Below are 16,915 nucleotides of genomic sequence, written 5' to 3' on the forward strand. Positions count from 1 at the left end.
AGCGACGAGAGGACCACACAATGGCAGATCGCAGCCTGCGCGGCATCCGACTCGGCGCCCAGAGCCTACAGAGCGAAGAGGGCGTCGTGTTCATGGAACGCCGCGAAACCACCTATACCTGTGACGCGTGCGGACACGTCACGACCCTGATGTTCGCAGCGGATGCAGAACCGCCGCAGACGTGGGAGTGCCGCACGTGCGGCGCCGACGCGGTGCTGCAGGTGGACGGCAAGTCCGTCACGCTCGATGCGAGCGACGAGAAGGCCGCACGTACGCACTGGGACATGCTGCTCGAGCGCCGTACGCGCGCTGAACTCGAGGAGCTCCTGGAGGAGCGCCTCGCCTTCCTCCGCGCCCGCCGTGGCGCAGGGGAAGACCCGACCCGCGAGAAGATCGGCGCCTAACCGCGCCTGCGCGCGCTCCACCACCCGATCAGGAGCGCCGCGAGCCCGCCCCAGAGCAGCAACTGCTGCACCCAGGGGCCCAAGACGATCCCCGCCGTGAGGCCGGAGCGCAGCTCGACATCCTCGAGCATCGCTCCGGCCTCATCCGCGTTGAGGAAGGCGACCGTCGACCCGTCGGGGCGGATGATCTGGCTCGTTCCGACGGTCGAGATGTTCACGACGGACCGGCCGGTCTCGATAGCCCGCATACGCGCGAAAGCCAGTTGCTGCAGGTTCTCGTCGGTGCCGCGGAAATCGGCGTTGTTGGTCTGGAGGATCAGCACTTCGGCGCCGTCTCCGACGCCCTCGCGGATCACGTCGTCATAGATCACGTCGAAGCAGATCGCGAGTCCGATGATCGCGCTGTCGACCTCCATGATCGGCGGATTCGTGCCCGGTGTGTACTCGCGCTGGAGCAGCCCGATCAGATCCGGCACGATCGCGTTGTAGAACGCCCGGTCGGGCACGTACTCGCCGAACGGCACGGGATGGCGTTTGTCGTGCGTCTGCTCGGCGGTGCCGTCCGCGAGCCACAGCATCGACGTGTTGAAGTACTCGCCGTCGCGCTCCGTTGCGGCGTTGGCCAGGAGCGGGGCCCCGGCGCGATTCGCCACCAGGGTCAGACGTCGGGCGAGGTCCGCATTCTGGAACGGATCGCTGTCGACCGAGCCCTCCGGCCATACGAGCAGGTCGATGTCTTCGCCGTACAGCGGTCGGGAGGCGTCCGTCTGGGCATCAATGATCGAATACGGCGGTCGTTCGTCGAAGTAGCCGGTCGGGCCGTTGCCCTGAACAGCACCGATGCGCAGGCTTCCTGCTGCGGTGGTCGGGAAGGCAGGGACGAACAGGAGCAGAGCGACGGCAGCGGCCGGGATCAGCAACCGCACCGGACGACGCCACAGGCGCAGGCGGATCGACTCGACGAGCACGGCGACGGCGAACACCATCAGGAAGCTCAGGCCGCTCACGCCCACCCAGGAGGACAGGGGCGCGAGGGGACTCGTCGACTGCGTCATCCCCAATCGCGCCCAGGGGAAGCCGCTGTACGGCAGGGCGCCAACGACGAGCTCTCGCCCGACCCACAACGCCGCCACGAGAGCAGGCAGGGCGATGAGGCGCGCGAACGCGCCGGGGAACGCCCGTGGCAGCCACCGGTAGGCGAGCGTGATCGGGATCACTGCGACTGCGGTGAGCACCGCCTCGACCCCCGCCAGGGCGAACCACGGGATCAGGCCCAGGTAGCGCGATGTCCATGACACGAGCAGCAGGTAGAAGACCAGACCGTGGACCAGGCCGACCAGTAATGCGCCACCGGCGCGCCGACCGATCAGCGAGATCAGGAGAAGGGCCGTCGCCGGAAAGGCGAGGATCCACGCTGCGACGTCCGGGTAGGCCAGGTCCATGAGCCACCCGCCCGCGGCTGCCGTGAGCACAGCGAGCCACAGAGGCAGGAGCGCGCGCGGGCGCGGGCGTGCGGTGATCTCGGGCATCCTCGTGCCTCAGATCCCGGAGTAGGCGACGATGCCGCGGCGCACGCCGTCCAGTGCTCGTCGCGCGGTCCGCGCGACGTCCGCATCGTCGGCGACGATCGAGAGCTGATCCAGGAGATCGATCGTCTGCTTGGCCCAGCGCACGAAGTCACCGGCGGCCATGTCGGCGTCCACCAGCACGCGGTCGAGCATGCCGCCCCTCGCCCAGGCGTGCATGGCGCCGGCGAGGCCCGCGGCAAGCGGTTCGGAGCCAGGGAGGTGGTGGTCGCGCTCGAGGTCGTCGAGCTGCGCCCACAGGTCTGTGGTCTTCTCATAGGCCGCGCGGAAGGCGCCACGAGGAAGCCCCCGTTCCCCCGAGTTCGCCTCGTCGCGGCGCGGTTCGTACACGAGACAGCAGGCCATCGCCGCGAGCGACGGAGCATCCAGGCCCTTCCACAGGCCCTGGCGCAGGCTCTCGGCGACGAGGAGGTCGCGTTCGCCGTAGATGCGACGCATGGTGCGTCCGGCATCGGTCAGGGTGAGGTCGTCGCCCTTGCCCGTGACGTACTCCAGCGCGCCGAGCACATCCAGCACGCGGTCGAAGATCCGCGCGACCGTGCCGGTCCGCGTCTCGATCTGACGCCGCTTGCGGTCGGTGTCGCGCTTGAGTTTGTAATAGCGTTCACCCCAGCGGGCGTGCTTCTCGCGATCGGGGCAGTTGTGGCAGCCATGCCGCTGCATCCGCCGCCGCAGGCTCTCGATCTTCTTGACGCGCTTCTCGCGCGCCGCCCGTGGTCCGTGCGAGTCCTGACGGTTCTTCTTCTCCAGATCGCTGAGCTCGCGACGGATCGCGGCGTAATCGGCGAAATCCCCGTGCTCGCACTGCATGGCCGTCAGGTATCCGGCGAGGGATGCCTCGGCCTCGCGCACCTCGCGCGCCAGCGAGACGACCGCGCGGTCGGCCTGGAACTGCGCGAACGACGTCTCCAGGATCTCCCTGGCGCGGGCGCGTCCGAAGCGGTCGACGAGGTTGACCGCCATGTTGTACGTCGGACGGAAGCTCGAGTTCAGCGGATACGTGCGCCGTGACGCGAGCGCTGCGACCGCCTGCGGATCCATGCCCTCGGTCCACTGCACCACGGCGTGGCCCTCGACGTCGATGCCACGACGCCCTGCCCTGCCGGTGAGCTGGGTGTACTCCCCCGACGTGATCGCGACCCTGGCCTCGCCGTTGAACTTCTCCATCTTCTCGAGGACGACCGTGCGTGCGGGCATGTTGATGCCGAGCGCCAGCGTCTCGGTCGCGAAGACGACCTTGACGAGCTTGAGTCGGAAGAGCTCCTCGACGATCTCCTTGAACGCCGGCAGGAGTCCAGCGTGATGCGCTGCGACGCCGCGCTCGAGGTTCTCGCGCCATTCCCAGAAGCCCAGGACGCCGAGATCCTCGTCCTGGAGAGCCCGGGTGCGCTCCTCGACGATTGCGCGGATCTCCGCGCGATCCTCTGGAGTCGTGAGCCGGATGCCGGAGCGACTGACCTGCTGCACAGCGGCGTCGCAGCCCACGCGGCTGAAGATGAAGAAGATCGCCGGCAGCAGGTTGGACCGCTCCAGCAGACCGACGACGTCCGGTCGGTCCATCCGCTCGATGCGACGGGCGTTGGCAGCGCGGACCGGTCGCTTCCCGCCCCGCGGCGGTCGCTGCGCCTGCCGACCAGCGTGTCTGTTGCTCGCGTAGTTCTGCGCCTGGCGATTGCTCTCATAGCGCGACCCCGTGAAGGATCGAATGCGCAGCAGCTCCTGATTCACCTGCGCGGTCGCGATACCTGCGCGATCGTCGAACAGCGGCAGCAGATCATCGCGCACCAGCACATGTTGCTCCAGCGGCACAGGCCGGATCTCGGAGACGATGACCTCTGTGTCGCCTCGGACGGTGTCCAGCCAGTCGCCGAACTCCTCCGCATTGGACACGGTCGCGCTCAACGCAACCAGACGAACCGTCTGCGGCAGGTGCAGGATGACCTCTTCCCACACCGGCCCACGGAAGCGGTCCGCGAGGTAGTGCACCTCGTCCATGATGACGTAGCGGAGGTCGGTGAGCGCGGACGAGTCCGCATACAGCATGTTCCGGAGCACCTCGGTGGTCATGACCACGATGCGCGCATTGCCGTTGATGTTCGTGTCGCCGGTGAGCAGGCCCACCTGGTCGGCTCCGTACACCTCGACGAGCTCACGGAACTTCTGATTCGACAACGCCTTCATCGGCGTCGTGTAGAACGCCTTCTGACTCGGTGTCCGCATCGCCAGATGAATGGCGAACTCGCCCACGATGGTCTTGCCGGCACCGGTGGGTGCCGCGACCAGCACGCTGTGCCCGCGTTCGAGCGCATGGCAGCCCGCCAACTGGAACGGGTCGAGGTCGAACGCCTGGCGAGACGCGAACGCGGCCGTCTCCGGAGAGTCCGCGGCCGCGCGGGCTGCTGCATAACGGTCGGCCGGGGAGCTCATGCGCTCGGATCCGGGAGGAGCCCGGCAACGGTGTCGCGCTTGCGCTTTCGCCGGTCGAACAGCATCGACAAGAAGGCCGCCGCGAAGAAGAGCACGATCAGGATGCCGCCGAGGATCAGCATGCTGACGACGTCGGCCGCAGGAGTCGTGAGGGCTGCGAAGACTGTCGCGATCAGAATGGCCACGCGCCAGCCCTTCAGGATGGCCTTGCCGGACATGATGCCGGCGAGATTGAGGGCGACGAGGAACACCGGCAGCACGAATGCGACGCCGACGACGATCATCAGCTTGAAGACGAAGTCGTAGAACTTGGACGCCTCGTAGAGGTTGTTGCCGCCCTCAGGCGTGAACGTCGCCATGAGTTCGATCACGTGCGGCACGAGGAACGTCGCGACGTAGCATCCGGCGAAGAAGAGCGGGACGGCAGCGGCGACGAAGCCGAGCGTGTACTTGATCTCCTTGCGGGTGAGCCCCGGCATGAGGAACGCCCAGAGCTCCCACAACCAGACCGGTGCGGCGAAGAAGATGCCGATCGAGAAGGAGATCCGCATCCGCAGGTCGAACGGCGCGGTCACAGACGAGAACGTGAGTCCGGTGAGACCCTGGCCGCCTTTGGCCTCATCGACGACTTCGAACGGCCTGGTGATGTAGTCGATGATCGGGTCTGTGATGAAGAACGCGATGATCATCGCGACGACGAGCGCGGCCGCCGAGATCAGCAGCCGTTTGCGCAGCTCGACGAGATGCGCACCGAGCGACATCCTGCGCTCACGCCGACTGGAGTCCCCTGCTGTCGGGGACGTCACACCTTCTGACACTGGGGTCAGGGGGTGCGATCAGTGCCGGACGCGGCTCCGTTGTCGGTCGTCGCGGACGACGACGGCGTCTCGGGTTCTGCGGCGGTGGAATCGTTCTTGCGAGCCGCGTCTTCATCCTTCATCGCGCTCATCTCGCCCTTGAAGACGCGCGCGGACTGTCCCATGCTCTTCGCGAGCGCAGGCAGCTTCGCTGCACCGAAAAGGAGCAGGATGACTGCGAGGATGATGAGCAGGTGCCATCCGGTCAAACCGGCCATGTGGATCTCCTCGGTTCGGGGGTTCGTTACAGTCTAACCACCGACGACGGCGTCGTCTGGTTGATGATAGAGCGCGAGTCCCGCTGCCGCCCATTCCCGCGTCGCGGTGCGTGCCACCGCCGGCGTGAGGACGCGCATGCGCCCCCCGAACCGCCCTGCGAGACGTTTGATGCCTCGGGGATCGGACAGGCGCACGTGCGCCACGACATCGTCGCCGGCGGCCTCGCTGTCGGCCACGAACGCACTCAGCAGCGGCAGGAGCTGAGCCGGCAGGCGCACCGAGACGTTGCCGTCCGCGACGCCGTCCGTGAACAGGTCGGGGATGCTCTCGCCCTGGTGGGTGATGGCGATGTCCGTGAGCCGCGGATCGCTCACCCTGTCGAGGTGGAAGGTGCGCATCGCCTCGCGCAGATGGCACCAGCCCTGCAGATACCACTGCCCGTTCGTGATCATGACCTGCACCGGGTCGACGGTGCGCGTGGTCGGCTCGGCATCCGGCGCCTGATAGGTGAACGACACCGCGACGCCGTCGCGCAGCGCGCGGGAGACGGCTTCGCGCACCTCGTCGACAGCGTCCGTCGCGACGACGACCGCCGCCGGCGCATCCGCAGCACCACGGGACAGCTTGGCGATGAGGCCCGACACGAGACCGGAGCCGGCGACCTCCGGGACGGCCGCGACCATCTGGAGTCCCGCCAGCAGGGCTGCTGCTTCGCGCGCGGTGAAACGCGGCACACGACGCAGCGCGACGTAGTTCGTGATCTCGATGACGTCCTGCTGGTCGAGCAGATCCCAATCGATGTCGAACAGCTCGTGCGGCTGCTGCCAGTAGCCCGAATCGCCGGGCAGACCGATCACGGTCAGCTTCTCGACCATCGAGCGCATCTCACCCGGGGTGACCTGGAACTCCGCTGCGGCCTCGGCCAGCGAGACCTGGCCGCGCTCGAGCAGGTAGGGCACGAGCGTGAGATACAGGCGGACGCGCTCGGAGGCGAGCAGGGGCTTCGGCTTCGCCATCACTGCGCCTCCTCGTCCTGATGGGCTTCGATGATCGCGGTGAGACGGTCGACGACGGCATCCCTCAGGTCGGCAGGATCCACGACGCGCACCTCGGGACCGTACGAGGCCAGCTCATCCGCGAAGATGTGACGATCGACGTAGTGCACGTGGATGCCCTGGGCAGCGGGTACCGCTCGACGGCCGAGGCGGAGCGCCGCTTCGGTGCCAGGGGTCACCTCGAGCAGAGCCCGGTTGCGCCGGGCGACCTCCTCGAGCCCAGCCATGGCGCGTTCGCCCGCACCCTCTCGCAGACCCGGGTCGAAGCGCTGCGTGGTCACGCGCACGTCCCCGACGATCCGGCTGAGGAGGAAGGTGCGCTCCTCTTCGGCATCCGCATCGATGCCGTAGACATGCCAGCGCGCCTCGTAGTCGACCAGCGCCAGCGGGCGGACACGACGGGAACGGGCCGCCTCCTCCCCCGGCTTCAGGTAGTCGAACCGCACGACGCGGCTCGACTCGATGGCGTCCTGCAGCGGACCGAAGGCGGCGTCACGGGTGGTGATGCGCGGCGCGAAGCCGATGATCGGCGCGTCGCCGTCGATGCCGAGAGCGCGGATCTTGCGCACGCCGGCCTGAGCGTCGCCGGAGACGGACTCCGCGCTCCACACGCTGCCGGCCAACTGCAGCACCGCCAGTTCGGCCGGCGTGAAGACGATGTCGGACGGCAGGTCGTACTCTGCCTGCGGGATTCGGTAGCGGGCTTCGCGCAGATCGTTCGGGTCCGTCGCATCGCCGATGGTCTCGACGGGGATGCCGAGCGAACGCAATTCGTCCTTGTCGCGCTCGAACATCTTCTCCAGCGCATCGGCACGGGTGCCGGCATCGGCGCGCTGACGGTACCCCGACACATTGTCGAGGATCTGCTGCTTGGTGAGTCCGACCTCCGTGGCCATGAGCGCCACGACGAGATTCGTCAGACGCTCCTCCGCAGGGATCTGGACCGCCATCACTGCCCCGCTGCGGGACTCGTGCCGAGGATGTCGACGACGTAGGTCATGGCCTCGCCGCCCTCCGTGGCCGGAACCACGACGAGGAGCTGCGAACCCACCGTCTGGCCGAGCATGGCCTCAGCGACCGGCGGCGCCGTCTCGGCGAGGTTCGACACCGGGTTCGAATCCCAGCTCGTGCTGCTCACGGACTTCGTGTCCCATGCCACCGCGGTGTAGTTGACCCAGGCGATCGTGTCGTTCTCGATGGTCTCGCCGTCGCCCTTGATCAGCACCTGCTCGACCTGCTCGGTCGGGGCAGCGCCATCGGGAACGATGATCCCAGGGCGGCCGTCAGGTGCGCGGACGACGGTGGGCAGGTTGTTGGCGTTGTTGAACTGCTTCGAGCCGGTGGCACGCGCGAGCTGCGTGTCGAGCACGTCGATCACCGCGACGACGGTCGTGTCCTCGTCGAGCTGGAATCCGGTGAGCGCCTCGGCGCCGAAGTCCTCCGGCGCGATCGCCGCGACCATACGAGTACCGGGTGTGGCGCACTCGAGAACGGCACCGATGCCCGGGATCTGCTGCGTCCAGGAGGCGATGTTCGACAGCCGCGTCATGTCGCCGTCGAACTCGGTCTGCACGACCTGCTCGCCGGTGCTGCCGTTGAAGAGCGCGATGTCCAGGACAGTCAGCTGCTGCGGTGACGTGAGAGGGATGCCCTCACCCGTGATGACGTCGGTGTAGGAGGTCTCCTCCACGTGCAGCGGAGAGAACAGCTCGACATCCGGTGCGACGCCGACCTCCCCGGTCACCGTGACCGCGTCATCGATCCCGCTCGACGACGCGGCGCGATCGCAGGCCTCGCCGTCGAAAGTCGGGGCGGCGGTGCACCCGGTCAGAGCGATGACGGCGAGACTGAGGCTGGCAAAGGCAGCGGACGTTTTACGCACGCGCTCCAGTCTATTCCGTCGTCTGCCCTGTGACGCGCGACTCGGCCGCGAGACGCGCTCCGGAGGCGGCCTTCTCCGCCTCTCGCACGCGCTTGCGCAGATTCTTGTCCGTGATCTCGCGGTCGCCGACGGCGCCGGGAGTCCACAGCTCGACGTCTTCATCGCCGTAGCTGCTCTTGGACGCGCGGCGCTTGACCTCGGGAGCGATCGCACCCGGTGCCAGACGGCGGGCCGTGATGAGGAAACCGGTGTGGGCGACCATGCGGTGATCGGGTCGTACCGCCAGCCCCTCGACATGCCAGCCGCGCACCATCGTCTCGGAAGCGTCCGGATCCGTGAACAGGCCGGTGCCGCGGATGTACTCCGCGACGCGGGAGAGCTGGGTGGCCGTGGCGACGTAGCAGAGCACGACCCCGCCGGGGGTCAGTGCATCGGCGACGACGTCGATGCACTCCCACGGTGCGAGCATGTCGAGCACGACGCGATCGACACCGCCGGCCGGAAGCTCAACGGGCAGGGACTCGACGAGGTCCCCCACGACGACCCGCCAGGTCTCGGGCAGCCCACCGAAGAACGTCTCGACGTTCGCCGAGGCGACGTCGGCGAAATCCTCGCGGCGCTCGAACGACACCAGTCGTCCGTCCGGACCGACCGCGCGCAGCAGCGACAGCGAGAGCGCTCCGGATCCGACGCCGGCCTCCACGACGACCGCACCGGGGAAGATGTCGGCCTGCATGATGATCTGCGCGGCGTCCTTCGGGTAGACGATCGCCGCACCACGCGGCATCGACATGGCGAAGTCGCGCAGGAGCGGGCGCAGTGCCAGGTAGTCGTGCCCCGAGCTGTTGGCGACGACCGTGCCATCCGGCTGACCGATCAGGTCGGCATGGCGCAGGACGCCGTGATGGGTGTGCAGCTCGCCGTCGGCGCGCAGCGTGATCGTGTGCATACGGCCCTTCGGGCCGGTCAGCTGCACGCGGTCCCCTTCTCGGAACGGCCCGCTCGGGCGAGTGGTCTGCGTGTCGTTCATGAGGGCTTCTCCGTCTGAGGGGTGCGGTGCGCGCGATAGAGCGCGATGATGTCCTGGCTGGTGCGGCTGTGCAGCGTCGGCCACAGTTCGTGGGCCCCGACCTCGTCGAGCGGCAGGATGTGCGGAACTCCGAGCGTCACCGCGCCGGAGGCCAAGCCGGCGCGGAGCCCGGTCGGGGAATCCTCGATCACGATCGTCTCGGCGATCTCGACGCCGAGCAGCGCAGCGCCGAGCAGATACGGCTCGGGATGAGGCTTCGGGTTCTCGACGTCGTCACCCGCGACGATCAGCCGGAACGCATCGAAGTCGATGAGTTCGACGACGCCCTCTGCCATGCGCCGCAACGACATCGTCACGAGTGCGGTGGGGATTCCGGCATCCTGCAGGTCGCGCAGCAGCTCCTGCGCGCCGGGGCGGAACGGCACGCCGTGCGTGCCCAGCATGTCCCTGACCCGGTCGGTGAGGTGCTGGATGATGGCATCGCCGTCCATGTCGACGCCCGCGGTCTGCAGGATCGCCGCGCTGTCGGCGAGGCCGTTGCCGACGAGCTGCAGCGCATCCTGATGCGTCCAGGTGCCGCCGAAGGATTCGACCAGCTCGGTCTCGGCCGTCATCCAGTACGGCTCGGTGTCGACGAGGGTTCCGTCCATGTCCCACAGGACCGCGCTCGGCGTCTCACTCACCGGACCATGCTATCCGGCGCATCACCGGACATCCCCCGCGCGCCTGCGCCACCCGCATGCTCGGGGACTAGCCTTGAGGGATGGATGCACTGGGACCCCGCATCATCGTGGCGGCCTTCGACGGCTGGAACGATGCCGGCGAAGCCGCGAGCGGCGCCATCGAGGCGATCCGCGAATCCGGCGATTACGAGCTCGTGCATGCGGTCGACCCCGAACTCTACTTCGACTACCAGTACACCCGGCCGGCCACGCGTATGGATGCCCAGGGGCACAGGGAGCTGCAGTGGCCGGGTGCCGCATTGTGGCGGCCGGTGCCCGCGGCTCAGATCGGCCCCGAGTTCTGGCTTCTGACCGGTTCGGAGCCCGCCAGGACCTGGCAGGCGTTCGCGACGGAGTTCATCGACGTCGCGCTGCGCGACGACGTCACCGGCTTCCTGACGCTCGGCGCGATGCTCTCCGATGTGCCGCACACGCGACCCATCTCGATCTTCTCGTCGAGCCCGAACGAACAGGTCCGCGAGGCGCACGGCCTCGAGCGGTCGCTGTACGAGGGCCCGGTCGGGATCCTCAGCGTGCTCGAGCATTTCGCCGAGAAGGCCGGAATCCCCACGGCGGGGCTCTGGGCGAGCGTGCCGCACTACGTGGCCTCGGCCGCGCCGTCGCCGAAGGCGACCCTGGCGCTGCTGGACCGCCTCGAGGAGCTCACCGGAATCGATGTGCCCCGGACGCACCTGCGCACCGAGGCGGCAGCGTGGGAGGCGTCGATCGATGCGGCCGCCGCCGATGACGAGGACATGACCGAGTACATCCAGCAGCTCGAGCGCACCAGGGACACCTGGGACTCCCCCGAGGCATCCGGCGATGCGATCGCGCAGGCGTTCGAGCGCTACCTCCGCCGCCGTGGTGACGGACCGGGTGACCACAAGCGCTGAGTCCGCAGTCGATCAGGCCGTGATGGCCCCCGTGCCGAGCAGGATGAGCAGGGTCGTGCCCAGCAGGATGCGGTAAATCACGAACGGCAGGAAGCTGCGCTTGGAGATCCAGTTCATGAAGAACGCGATGACGCCTAGAGCGACGACGAACGCGATGCCGGTCGCCGCCAGGGTCTCGCCCAGGGAGAAGTACTGGTCCGGTTCGTCCCAGCTCTTGAAGAGCTGGAAGAAGCCGCTGCCGAACACGGCGGGGATGGCGAGCAGGAACGCGTAGCGGGCGGCTGCGGCGCGCTCGTAGCCGAGGAAGAGACCCATCGTGATGGTTCCGCCGGAACGGGACACACCGGGCACCAGTGCCAGCGCCTGCGCGATGCCGAAGAGGATGCCGTGCGGGTAGGTCAGGTCGTCGAGTCTGCGCCGCTTCGCTCCCACGTAGTCGGCGATGCCGAGGAGGATGCCGAACAGGATCAGCATGATCGCGACGACCCACATCGAGCGCAGGACGGTCTCGATCTGGTCCTGGAACAGCAGCCCGAGCACCACGATCGGGACGCTGCCGATGATGATCAGCCAGCCCATCTTGGCGTCCGGATCGTTGCGAGGGAGCTTCCCGGTCAGCGAGCGGAACCAATGCCCGATGATGCGCACGATGTCGCGCCAGAAGAACACTACGACGGCGGCCTCCGTGCCGATCTGCGTGATCGCCGTGAACGCGGCCCCGGGGTCCTCGCCGGAGCCGGTGAAGGTGCCGACGATGCGCAGGTGGGCGCTGGACGAGATCGGGAGGAACTCGGTGAGCCCCTGGATGACGCCGAGGAACAGCGCTTCGAGCAGGTGCATGGAGGCCTTTCTGACCAAACGGGATCAGCCTGACGGAACAGGCGAAGTCGGTGCGGTGATCAGTAGGACCGCAGCAGGTCGGTCAGAACCTGCTGACCGAAGACAAGCGATTCTACGGGAACCCGCTCGTCCACTCCGTGGAACATGCCTGTGAAGTCCAGGTCGGCAGGCAGACGCAGCGGCGCGAACCCGTACCCCGTGATGCCCAGCGTCGAGAGCGCCTTGTTGTCCGTCCCGGCCCCGAGCAGATACGGGATCACCGGGACGCCGGGGTCGTGCCTGCCGAGGGCGGCGACCATCGCGTGCACGAGTGGTCCGTCGAACGGCACCTCCATCCCGATGTCGCGGACGACGGTCTCGATGACGATGTCGTCGCCGATGATCTGCTGCAGTTCGGCCAGCACCTCGTCCTCGGTACCAGGCAGGACGCGGACATCGATGAGCGCTTCGGCGCGCTCGGGGATCACATTGTGCTTGTATCCGGCGGTCAGCACGGTCGGGTTCGCGGTGGTCCGGAACGTCGACCGCAGAAAGGCCTCGGCCGGGCCGGATGCCGCGGCCAGCGCATCCGGATCGTCGACGGAGCGTCCGCTCAACTCGCTGAGCCCCTGCAGCAGCGCCTCGGTCGTCGGCGTGAGCCGGATCGGCCAGCGCGTGCGTCCGATCTTCGCCACCGCCTCGGCGAGGCGTGTGATCGCGTTCTCGTCGTGGAGGCGACTCCCGTGGCCAGCCCGGCCCTTCGCGACGAGGCGGATCCAGATCAACGCCTTCTCCCCCACCTGCAGCAGGTAGGCGCGTCGATCGTCGACCGTGATCGAGTAGCCGCCGACTTCGCTGATCGCCTCGGTCGCGCCGGTGAACCACTCCGGCCGGTCCTTGACGACCAGCGATGAGCCCTCCACGCCGCCGTTCTCCTCATCGGCGAAGAAGGCCAGCACGAGGTCGCGCTCCGGCTGCTCCCCCGCGCGCAGGATGTCGGCGACCGAGGTGAGGATCATGGCGTTCATGTTCTTCATGTCCACTGCTCCCCGGCCCCACAGCATCCCGTCGCGGACGACGCCGGCGAACGGATCGACGCTCCAGTCCTCGGCCATCGCGGGGACGACGTCCAGGTGGCCGTGCACGACCAGCGCGGGCTTGGTGCGGTCGCGCCCCGGGACGCGCGCCATCACATTCGTTCGGCGCGGGATCGGCTCGTAGTACTCGGTCTCGAGGCCGAGCGCTTCGAGATACGCCCCGACGTACTCAGCGGCCTCTCGCTCCCCCTCGGCGTTGCCGCCGCCGAAGTTCGACGTGTCGAAGCGGATCAGGTCCTGCGCGACGCGGACGACTTCTGGCAGCTGCGGATCGGACATGCTCCCCAGGCTATCGAACAGCCGCGGCACGCCCGGCGGGCACCCCGGTTCGAAGCCCTCGGGAGAACGTGCTAATCTCATTCTTCGGTCGGCAACGACGAATTCATCACCTGCGCGGGTGGCGGAATAGGTAGACGCGCTAGCTTGAGGTGCTAGTGCCCGAATAGGGCGTGGGGGTTCAAGTCCCCCCTCGCGCACAGAAAGGCCCCGGATCTTCGGATCCGGGGCCTTCCTCGTTCTCACCGCGTTCTCGTGAACGACGCGCGCGGCGCCATCAGCGGCGCATGTTCACGATCACGACACTGCACAGGACAAGAACGATGCCGGCCTCCTGAAGTCCAGAGAGCGATTCGCCTCCCACGAGGACGCCGAGTGCGACCCCGGTGACGGGATTCAGGAGCCCGATCACCCCGACGACGCCGGCAGGAAGATGGCGGAACCCGGTGAACCAGCACACGAAGCCCAGCGCCGTGGCGATCAGGCTCACATAGGCGAACGCGAGCGATTCCGTCGGGGAGACGGCAGGCGGCGCACCTTCGATGACCACGGCCGCGACGAGCAGCTCGATCCCACCGACGACGAGCTGCCAGGCCGTGATCGTGAGCACCGGCGTCCCGTCCTGCCAGCGTTTGGTCAGGATCGCCCCGATCGAGGACAGCACCATCGAGGCGACCGAGGCCGCAATCCCCCATCCATCAAGGGCGCCGGTAGCCGTTCCGACGATGAGCAGAACCCCCGCGGCGCCGACAGCCGCGCCCAGCAGGATGCGCGGCGTGGGACGCTCGTGGATGAGCAGCCAGGCCGCGCCGGCGATCACGAGAGGACTCAGCGACATCAGCGCGGCAGCGACGCTGGACGGGAGCAGTTGCGCCGCCACGTAGACCAGACAGAAGAAGAGCCCCATGTTCAGCGTGCCGAGCACGACGGAACGCCACCACCACGCACCGGTGGGCAAGCGGCGAGCCACCACCAGCAGCACGATGCCGGCAGGCAGCGCCCGGATCGCTGATCCCCACAGCGGCGACTCCGGCGGCAAGTACTCGTGGGTGACGAAGTACGTCGAGCCGAAGGCGATCGGGCCGATCGCTGCGACCAGCGGCCACCGCAAGGTCAGCCAGACCCGGGCGATTCGCGAGGTTGTTTCCATGGAAACCATTATATGTTCCACGGAAACTAGAATGGTGTCATGGCTGATCACGACCGCGTGGGGACGTTCCTCGACCAGTGGCGCAGAGAGCGTCCAGACCTCGATCCGAGCCCGATGGGGGTGATCGGGCGGATGCGGCGCATCTCCGACGACTTCACCGCCGTTCTCGTGGACAACTACCGGCGTTTCGGGCTCGGTGAAGGCGAGTTCGATGTGCTGTGCGCGTTGCGTCGCGCGGGCGCGCCGTTCGTCCTGACGCAGGCCGACATCGCCGAGCACACCATGGTGACAGCCGGCGCGACGTCGAAACGTGTCGACCGCCTCGAATCGACCGGACTCGTCACGAGGCACCACAGCGCGGAGGATGGCCGTGCACGAACCGTGGAACTCTCCGACGCGGGACGGCGTCTCATCGACACGGCCTATCCCGAGCACCTCGCGGTCGAGGAGGGCCTGCTGTCCCCGCTCGATCCAGACGAGCGCGCGCACCTGGAGCGGTTGCTGCGCAAGCTCGTGCGCGACTGACCCCGACTCGGGCGCACTGTGCTGGACGGACCCGTCACGGACTCGGGTGACAGCTCCCGGTCGCCACGGAGTCCTGTCGGCCGTGGGCGCAGGAGAGGAGTCGACGAACCCGAGTCCGACGGGCCCAGGAATCCGTCGATGCCTTGAGAGTCAAACGCTGCGGTTCCGCCTCCGGCCGATGAACGGTGCGACGGCCGACAGGAGCACGACGATCGTCCCCGCCGCGATCGCGACGACTGCTCCTCCTTGCGCGACAACGGCCGCGATCGTGCCGAGCACGGCGATGCCCAGGCCGCCGCCGAGCGCGAAGCCGACCTCCTGGATTGCTCCGACTTGACCGGCGTGCTCGACGGTGGTGACGTCGAAGAGCGTCGTCGCCGCGAGGGTGCCGGCAACGCCGAACCCCAGTCCGATGAACGACAGCGGCACGAGCACGGAAACGGGATTCAGAGCGAGCATGGCGAGTCCGGCGGCCTGCAGCAGCAGCGCGAGCACCGTCGCCGTGCCCGAAGACAGCCGCCGCAGCAGCAGCGGTGCGAGGACTCCGCCCGCGACGATGGCGATCGCCTGCGGGAGCAGCATGAGCCCGGCCTCAGCCGCGGTCATGCCGATCGCATCCTGGAGATGCAGGCTGATCAGCACCACCGACGCCGCCGAGGCGCCACTGCTGACGAGGATTCGGGATATCGCCGTGCTGAAGCCGGGCACGGCGAACAGCCCCACATCGATGAGCGGATCCGCGAGTCTCCGCTGCCTGGCGACGAAGAAGACCAGGCCGCTCACGGCGACGGCGCCTGCGGCCACGGCCACGAACGGGGAGGCAAGCGCCTCATGCAGGGCGTACACGAGCGCGCCGAGCGCCACGATCGACGTCACGATGCTGGGGACATCCCATGCCTGCGCGCGGCCGGCCCGGGAATCCGGAACGAGCCACATGGTCAGCACAGCAGCGAGCACGGCGAGCGGCACCGCTCCGAGAAGCAGCCACCGCCAGCCCGGCCCATCCGCGAGCAGCCCGCCGACGACGGGACCGAGTGCGCTGCCCGCGCCGAACGTCGCCGTCCACAGACCGTACGCCAGCACGCGCTGCTTGGCCTGATAGTGCGCACCGATGGTGGCGACCACTCCCGCGATGACGAAGGCCTCTGCCATGCCGAGGAGAGCCCGCACGATGATCAGCACGAGGCCACTCGTGGCGAAGCCGCCGACGGCGTTGAGCACGGCGAAGCCGGTCAGGCCGATGAGGATGATGCGCTTGCGCCCGAACGCGTCGCCGATCCGGGCCGCCAGGATCAGGGTCGCGGCGAGGGTGAGCGAATAGATGTCGACGAACCACAGCACCTCGGTGTCGTTGAAGTGCAGTTCGCCGCGGACCGCCGGCAGCGCCGTCGCGACGCTGCTGATGGCGAGTGCGCCGATGAGGATGCCCAGGAGCAGCGGGAGCATCGCCCACCACCTGTGGAGCGAGGAACGAGTGGGGATGGGCGAGGTCTCGACGGTCACATCGCCAGTCTGTAGAGTACCTACGACAACCACAAGTACTGACATTTCTGTCACGTACTGCCCTTTTGGATACTAATGGAGCATCGCCATGCGTGAGAAGACCGAGCGGATCGTCAAGGATTGGGCGCCGATCTGCGATGCCGAGGTGTCGATCGCCGTGGTCGGTGGCGCGTGGAAGCCCACGATACTGGCGATGCTCGAACAGCACGGCATCCTCCGCTTCGGCGAACTCAGCAGGCTCCTGGAAGGCACGACCCCACGCGTGCTGACGCGTCAGCTCCGCGAACTCGAGGAGGACGGCCTCGTGATCCGCACCGTCCATCGACAGGTCCCGCCGAAGGTCGAGTACGAGCTCAGCGAGGTCGGGCGCAGCGCCGGGCCCCTTCTCGCCGAGCTGACCCGGTGGGGCCGCGCCTACGCCGATCCCCACCGCGCCGACGCGCGCCTGACCGCAGGCGAGTAGGCCGACC

17 protein-coding genes and 1 tRNA gene are annotated in these 16,915 nt (G+C 68.0%); 5 read left to right on the forward strand and 13 right to left on the reverse strand.

What is annotated here, in order from left to right; all coding sequences use genetic code 11:
* Positions 1 to 20: 20 nt before the first annotated feature.
* Entirely contained in the window at positions 21 to 404 is a 384-nt protein-coding gene (locus ACI7YT_RS09730) for an RNA polymerase-binding protein RbpA (RefSeq protein WP_406245329.1), read from the forward strand.
* On the opposite strand, the gene lnt is transcribed toward ACI7YT_RS09730, so the two are convergent.
* The 9 genes from lnt to ACI7YT_RS09775 all read right to left on the reverse strand — a co-directional run bounded on the left by lnt (position 401) and on the right by ACI7YT_RS09775 (position 10,143).
* A complete protein-coding gene (gene lnt, locus ACI7YT_RS09735; RefSeq protein WP_406245330.1) occupies positions 401 to 1,933 on the reverse strand; it encodes an apolipoprotein N-acyltransferase in 1,533 nt (510 codons plus the stop codon). The genes ACI7YT_RS09730 and lnt overlap by 4 nt on opposite strands.
* A gap of 9 nt (positions 1,934 to 1,942) precedes the next feature.
* Positions 1,943 to 4,417: a DEAD/DEAH box helicase gene (locus ACI7YT_RS09740; protein WP_406245331.1), complete on the reverse strand. Its 2,475-nt coding sequence runs from the start codon at positions 4,415 to 4,417 to the stop codon at positions 1,943 to 1,945.
* Positions 4,414 to 5,178 carry a twin-arginine translocase subunit TatC gene (gene tatC / locus ACI7YT_RS09745; RefSeq protein WP_406250559.1) on the reverse strand — a complete coding sequence of 255 codons (765 nt, stop codon included), beginning with the start codon at positions 5,176 to 5,178 and terminating at the stop codon, positions 4,414 to 4,416. Before tatC ends, ACI7YT_RS09740 begins: the two co-directional genes overlap by 4 nt.
* Positions 5,179 to 5,240: 62 nt before the next feature.
* Entirely contained in the window at positions 5,241 to 5,492 is a 252-nt protein-coding gene (tatA, locus tag ACI7YT_RS09750) for a twin-arginine translocase TatA/TatE family subunit (protein WP_406245332.1), read from the reverse strand.
* Positions 5,493 to 5,525: 33 nt separating this feature from the next.
* The gene (locus ACI7YT_RS09755) at positions 5,526 to 6,512 is read right to left on the reverse strand and encodes a helix-turn-helix transcriptional regulator (RefSeq protein WP_406245333.1); all 987 of its coding nucleotides are present in this window, start codon (positions 6,510 to 6,512) and stop codon (positions 5,526 to 5,528) included.
* Positions 6,509 to 7,498, reverse strand: a complete 990-nt coding sequence (locus ACI7YT_RS09760) for a helix-turn-helix transcriptional regulator (protein WP_406245334.1) — start codon at positions 7,496 to 7,498, stop codon at positions 6,509 to 6,511. Before ACI7YT_RS09760 ends, ACI7YT_RS09755 begins: the two co-directional genes overlap by 4 nt.
* Positions 7,498 to 8,430 (reverse strand): hypothetical protein, encoded by a 933-nt coding sequence (locus tag ACI7YT_RS09765; RefSeq protein ID WP_406245335.1) that lies wholly within the window; start codon positions 8,428 to 8,430, stop codon positions 7,498 to 7,500. Before ACI7YT_RS09765 ends, ACI7YT_RS09760 begins: the two co-directional genes overlap by 1 nt.
* A 10-nt stretch (positions 8,431 to 8,440) precedes the next feature.
* Positions 8,441 to 9,460 carry a tRNA (adenine-N1)-methyltransferase gene (locus tag ACI7YT_RS09770; protein WP_406245336.1) on the reverse strand — a complete coding sequence of 340 codons (1,020 nt, stop codon included), beginning with the start codon at positions 9,458 to 9,460 and terminating at the stop codon, positions 8,441 to 8,443.
* Entirely contained in the window at positions 9,457 to 10,143 is a 687-nt protein-coding gene (locus tag ACI7YT_RS09775; RefSeq protein ID WP_406245337.1) for an HAD family hydrolase, read from the reverse strand. Before ACI7YT_RS09775 ends, ACI7YT_RS09770 begins: the two co-directional genes overlap by 4 nt.
* Positions 10,144 to 10,223: 80 nt before the next feature.
* Between ACI7YT_RS09775 and ACI7YT_RS09780 the strand changes: the two genes are divergently transcribed.
* Positions 10,224 to 11,075 (forward strand): PAC2 family protein, encoded by an 852-nt coding sequence (locus ACI7YT_RS09780; RefSeq protein WP_406245338.1) that lies wholly within the window; start codon positions 10,224 to 10,226, stop codon positions 11,073 to 11,075.
* Positions 11,076 to 11,087: 12 nt separating this feature from the next.
* Here ACI7YT_RS09780 and ACI7YT_RS09785 read toward each other — a convergent pair whose 3' ends face one another.
* Together ACI7YT_RS09785 and ACI7YT_RS09790 are read right to left on the reverse strand one after the other, a co-directional pair.
* Positions 11,088 to 11,915 carry an undecaprenyl-diphosphate phosphatase gene (locus ACI7YT_RS09785; RefSeq protein WP_406245339.1) on the reverse strand — a complete coding sequence of 276 codons (828 nt, stop codon included), beginning with the start codon at positions 11,913 to 11,915 and terminating at the stop codon, positions 11,088 to 11,090.
* Between the two features lie 59 nt (positions 11,916 to 11,974).
* Entirely contained in the window at positions 11,975 to 13,270 is a 1,296-nt protein-coding gene (locus tag ACI7YT_RS09790; protein WP_406245340.1) for a M20/M25/M40 family metallo-hydrolase, read from the reverse strand.
* Positions 13,271 to 13,382: 112 nt separating this feature from the next.
* Here ACI7YT_RS09790 and ACI7YT_RS09795 point away from each other — a divergent pair.
* Positions 13,383 to 13,467 (forward strand) — tRNA-Leu (locus ACI7YT_RS09795).
* A gap of 77 nt (positions 13,468 to 13,544) precedes the next feature.
* Here the strand turns inward: ACI7YT_RS09795 and ACI7YT_RS09800 are convergent.
* Positions 13,545 to 14,417 carry a DMT family transporter gene (locus tag ACI7YT_RS09800; protein ID WP_406245341.1) on the reverse strand — a complete coding sequence of 291 codons (873 nt, stop codon included), beginning with the start codon at positions 14,415 to 14,417 and terminating at the stop codon, positions 13,545 to 13,547.
* Between the two features lie 39 nt (positions 14,418 to 14,456).
* Between ACI7YT_RS09800 and ACI7YT_RS09805 the strand changes: the two genes are divergently transcribed.
* A complete protein-coding gene (locus ACI7YT_RS09805) occupies positions 14,457 to 14,942 on the forward strand; it encodes a MarR family winged helix-turn-helix transcriptional regulator (RefSeq protein WP_406245342.1) in 486 nt (161 codons plus the stop codon).
* A 150-nt stretch (positions 14,943 to 15,092) separates the two neighbouring features.
* Here the strand turns inward: ACI7YT_RS09805 and ACI7YT_RS09810 are convergent, their stop codons facing one another.
* The gene (locus ACI7YT_RS09810) at positions 15,093 to 16,445 is read right to left on the reverse strand and encodes an MFS transporter (protein ID WP_406245343.1); all 1,353 of its coding nucleotides are present in this window, start codon (positions 16,443 to 16,445) and stop codon (positions 15,093 to 15,095) included.
* Between the two features lie 88 nt (positions 16,446 to 16,533).
* Between ACI7YT_RS09810 and ACI7YT_RS09815 the strand changes: the two genes are divergently transcribed.
* Positions 16,534 to 16,908 (forward strand): winged helix-turn-helix transcriptional regulator, encoded by a 375-nt coding sequence (locus tag ACI7YT_RS09815; RefSeq protein WP_406245344.1) that lies wholly within the window; start codon positions 16,534 to 16,536, stop codon positions 16,906 to 16,908.
* Positions 16,909 to 16,915: the final 7 nt, after the last annotated feature.

Source organism: Microbacterium sp. M, assembly GCF_045181065.1.
Taxonomy (GTDB): Bacteria; Actinomycetota; Actinomycetes; order Actinomycetales; family Microbacteriaceae; genus Microbacterium.